Raw genomic sequence first — 4,461 nt, 5'->3', positions numbered from 1 at the left:
GGCGCCGCTGTAGGAAGGTGTCGCCATTCGGCCGCGGGAGGTGAGGCGGAAGAGGAGGCAGAGGCGAGGCAGAGGCGAGGGGAGGGGCGCCGCTGCGCCCGGCCCGCGCACAGATCCCGTGGGTAGACTCGCGGGCATGGCCCAGCGCAACACCTGGCAGCGCGATCGCGTGCGCGCGGCCCTCGCCGACTCCCAGGGCTTCGTGAGCGCGCAGGAGCTCCACGCGATGCTGCGCGCCGACAACACCGGCATCGGCCTGGCCACCGTCTACCGCGCGCTGTCGACGCTCGCCGCCTCGGGCGAGGCCGACCAGCTGCAGAGCCCCGACGGCGAGGCGATCTACCGCGCCTGCACGAGCACCGGCCACCACCACCACCTCATCTGCCGCGGCTGCGGGCTGACCGTCGAGATCCAGGCCGACGACGTCGAGGCGTGGGCTCGACGGACCGCCGCGACGCACGGCTTCACGCACGCGCAGCACATCGTGGACATCTTCGGGCTGTGCCCGGACTGCTCCGCGAAGGCCGCCGCGGAGGACAGTGACGCGGGCTGACGGCGCGCGGACGACGTCGCGCCCGGCAGGGCGCCGCGATCCCGCGTCCACTCCGGGCCCCCGCGCGGGGACCGGGACGCTCGTGTCGCTCGGCATCGGGCTCGCCGTGGTCGCCGTGCTGGTCGTCGTCGCGCTGCTGTCGCCGGGCGCGCCCCTCCCGACCCGCGCGCAGGACGGCCTGACGCTCGCGATCAGCGTGCTCGTCGAGGCGCTGCCGTTCGTGGTCCTCGGCGTCGTGCTGTCGATCGTCGTGCAGGTGTGGATCCCGCCGGGCGCGATCGAGCGATGGATGCCGCGGAACCCCTGGGGTCGACGCGCCGTGCTGTCGCTCCTCGGCATGCTGATCCCGGTGTGCGAGTGCGGCAACGTGCCGTTCGCGCGCGGGCTCATGATGCGCGGCTTCGGCGTCGCCGAGACGCTGACCTTCCTCATCGCGGCCCCCATCGTGAACCCCATCGTGATCCTCACGACGCACCAGGCGTTCGGGTTCGACGACGGCATCCTCGTCGCGCGCCTCGTCGGCGGCTACGCGATCGCGAACCTGATCGGCTGGCTGTACAGCCGGCATCCCGATCCGAACGGGCTCGTCACCGACCGCTTCCGCGCCGCGTGCGAGATCGTCGAGACCGAGGGCGGCGGTCGCGGCCGACGCAGCCTCGCGCAGTTCGTGGTCGAGCTGCGCGCCGTCATGCCCGCGCTCGTGATCGGATCGGCCCTCGCCGGCGCCGTGCAGGTGCTCGTGCCGCGCGACCTGCTGCTGGCCATCGGCTCGAACCCGGCGCTGTCGATCATCGCGATGATCGCGCTCGCGATCGTCGTGTCGATCTGCTCGAACGTCGACGCGTTCTTCGCGCTGTCGTTCGCCTCGACCTTCACGCCCGGCTCGCTCGTGGCGTTCCTCCTCGTCGGCCCCCTCGTCGACCTCAAGATGCTGGCCCTCCTGCGCACGACCTTCCGCGGGCACGTGCTCGCGGGCCTCGTCGTGATCGTGATCCTCGCGGCCGTCGCGATCGGCGGGGCGGTGAACCTCCTTGCCTGAGACGAGACCGCAGCGCGGGTCGGCTCCCTCGGACGCTCCCCGTTCGAGCGCGTGGGCGCCCCGGCTCCCGCTCGCCGCGACGCGCGTGCTGGGCGTGGGGCTCGCCGCGGCGCTCGCCGCCGTCACGCTCGTGCTGGCCGCCACCGGACGGCTCGGCCTGTACATCAACCCCGACTCGACGTGGTTCGCGGTGTCGATGGCCGTCGTGGCCCTCGCCGGCGCCGTGCTGAGCTTCGCGCTCCCGCTCGGCGCCGAGGCCGACCACGGCCACGACCACGGCGATGGAGCCGCGGACGGCCACGCTCACGACCGCCACGCATCCGACGGCGACGACCACGCGAGCGCGCACGACCACGCCGGCCGGGGCGCCGGCATCCTGCCCGCGACGGCCGCCGTGGTCGGCGGCGTGCTCGCGGCGGGCGTCGTCGCGACGATCGTGATCGTCCCGCCCGCGACGCTGTCGGCCGAGCTCGCGATGTCGCGCGACACCGGCTCTCCGCCGCTGTTCCAGGGGGCCGACGACATCGCGCTGGCGGCGACCGGCGACACCTCGTCGTTCCGGATCGGCGAGTGGGCGAGCGTGTTCGCCACCACGACCAACCCCGAGGCGTTCGACGGCGACCCGGTCACGCTCACCGGGTTCGTCGCCCCCGCCGACGACGGCGGCTTCCAGCTCGCGCGGCTCGTCATCACGCACTGCGTCATCGACGCGCAGCCGGCCAGCATCCCGATCGCGGCGAAGGATGCCCCGGCCACCGGCGAGTGGGTCACCGTGACCGGCACGGTGCGCGACGTCGGCGGACGGCTCGAGGTGCGGCCCGCCTCGGTCGAGCGGGTGGACGAGCCGAAGGACCCGTATGAGTACTGACGGCCCGGCGGGGCGCGCGGACGCCCGCGCGCGACGGGCCCGGCGCGCCTTCCTCGGTGCGTTCGCGGTCGTCGTCGGCGTGCTCGCGGTGATCGGCCTCGGCGGGGCCGCGCTCACGACCACGCAGGGGCCGCGGGTCACGCACGTGCAGGTCGACCCGGATGCCGCAGCCACGGCATCCGGATCTCGCATGATCTTCACCACGACCCAGTCGCTGCGCGAGGTCGACGCCGCGCAGGTCACCGTCACCCCCGCCGCAGACTTCACGGTCGACACGTCGGGCCGAACGGTGGGTCTGCGCTTCGCGCAGCCGCTGTGGGACGAGACCGAGTACACCGTGCGCATCGAGGGGGTCGCGGGGCTCGGCGGCGGTCCCGCGACGACGATCGAGGAGTCGTTCACCACGCCGCCGCTGGAGGTCTACCTGCTGCGCCGCGGCCGCACCGACGACACGATCGTGCGGACGACCCTCGACGGCACCGCCGAGACGGTCTATTCGCACCCGCACATCGAGGACTTCCGCGCCACCGCGGGCCACCTCGTGATCGCGACGCTCGACGACGACGACCGTCCCGTGCTCGTCACGACGCGGCTCGACGGGTCGGGGGAGCGCGAGCTGACGCTGCCCGGGCCCGGCACGGTGACGAACCTGCAGAGCGCCGACCGCGGCAACCGCATCGGCTACACGTTCACCGACGCCTCGATCGGGCGCGCCGGCAGCCGCGAGAGCGCGCTGTTCACCGCGTCGCTGAGCGATCCGGCGGCCGAGCCCACGCCGATCGAGATCGAGGGCGGCGATCCGCGCGTCGACGACTGGCGGTTCGTGCCCGGCACCGACAGCCTGCTCATGCTGACCTACGACGGCACGCTCACGCTCGCGACGGGCGAGGGCGAGGAGCCGGTCGCGCTCGGCAGCGCGCTCGCGATCGACGGCATCGCGCGCGGCTCGACGGAGGCCATCGTCGACCGGCTGACCCAGCACATCACGGTCGACCTCGCGTCGGCCGACGAGAAGCCGCTCGTCGCGGTCGACGCGGCGCTCGGGACCCCCGGTGCGATCACACCGCTGGCCGACGGGTCGACCCTGCGCGTGCTGGCGCAGCTCGACGGCTTCACGGTGCGCTCCACCGACGTGGTCGTCGCGGACGCCGACGGAGAGGTGCGGCCGGTCTTCCAGGTCGCGTCGGGCGACGTCCTGCTGCACACGTGCGTCGCCCCGAGCGGCCGGTACGCGGCGTTCCTCGTGGCGCCGCGCGCCGTCGACAACCCCTACGACGGCTACCGCCTGCCCCTGCCCGAACGGCTGCAGACGCACGTCGTCGAGCTCGACACGGGCGACGAGGTCTCGGCGCTCGACGGCTTCGACATCTCGTGGTGTCAGAACGCGCCGCGGCCGTGAGCGCTCGTCCGCGGCCGGAAGGCATCCCGATCGGGCCCACGCCCGCCGACGCGCCGCGCGTGGACGAGCGGGTGGCGATGACCGGCCTCGTCCCCGCCACGCGCGAGGCGCTCGGCGGACTGCCGGTCGAGGTCGCCCCGCTCCTCCTCGGCGCCGAGCTGCGGGCGACCGTGGACGGCGACACCGTCGCGGTGCGCATCACCGAGGTCGAGGCGTACCACGGGCGTGGCACCGGGCCGGTGCCCGATCCGGGCTCGCACGCGCGCATGGGCTACACGCGGCGCAACGCCACGATGTGGGGCGAGGCGGGGCATCTGTACGTCTACCTGAGTCACGGCATCCACTCGTGCGTCAACGTCGTGTGCGGTCCGGAGGGCTCGGCGGGCGGTGTGCTGCTGCGCGCCGGCGAGGTCGTCGAGGGGACGGATGCCGCGTTCCGCCGCCGCGTTGCCGCCCGCACTCCGCGCGACCTCGCGCGCGGGCCCGGCCGGCTCGGCGACGCGCTGGGACTCCGGCATGCGCGTCACGACGGCATCGACGCGGTGACCGGGGAGGCCCGCGACGGCGCGGTCGCGCGACTGCTGCTGCGCGAGGAGCCGGTC

Annotated in this window: 5 protein-coding genes; all 5 read left to right on the top strand. The window is 74.3% G+C overall.

Features of this window, described 5'->3' with window-relative positions; translation table 11 throughout:
- Positions 1-136 precede the first annotated feature (136 nt).
- The gene (locus WML84_RS13170; RefSeq protein WP_347346594.1) at positions 137-553 is read left to right on the top strand and encodes a transcriptional repressor; all 417 of its coding nucleotides are present in this window, start codon (positions 137-139) and stop codon (positions 551-553) included.
- Between the two features lie 82 nt (positions 554-635).
- The gene (locus WML84_RS13165; RefSeq protein ID WP_347346593.1) at positions 636-1,592 is read left to right on the top strand and encodes a permease; all 957 of its coding nucleotides are present in this window, start codon (positions 636-638) and stop codon (positions 1,590-1,592) included.
- Positions 1,593-1,677: 85 nt separating this feature from the next.
- Positions 1,678-2,460, top strand: a complete 783-nt coding sequence (locus tag WML84_RS13160; protein WP_347346596.1) for a TIGR03943 family protein — start codon at positions 1,678-1,680, stop codon at positions 2,458-2,460.
- Positions 2,450-3,859 carry a hypothetical protein gene (locus WML84_RS13155; protein ID WP_347346592.1) on the top strand — a complete coding sequence of 470 codons (1,410 nt, stop codon included), beginning with the start codon at positions 2,450-2,452 and terminating at the stop codon, positions 3,857-3,859. The genes WML84_RS13160 and WML84_RS13155 overlap by 11 nt, the downstream gene beginning before the upstream one ends.
- A 77-nt stretch (positions 3,860-3,936) precedes the next feature.
- A partial coding sequence (locus WML84_RS13150) for a DNA-3-methyladenine glycosylase (RefSeq protein WP_347346595.1) occupies positions 3,937-4,461 on the top strand: 525 nt, incomplete at its 3' end.

The organism is Microbacterium sp. (genome assembly GCF_039812165.1).
GTDB lineage: Bacteria > Actinomycetota > Actinomycetes > Actinomycetales > Microbacteriaceae > Microbacterium.
The sequence above is the reverse complement of the archived record's forward strand: the minus strand, read 5'-3'. Positions and strand labels throughout refer to the sequence as shown.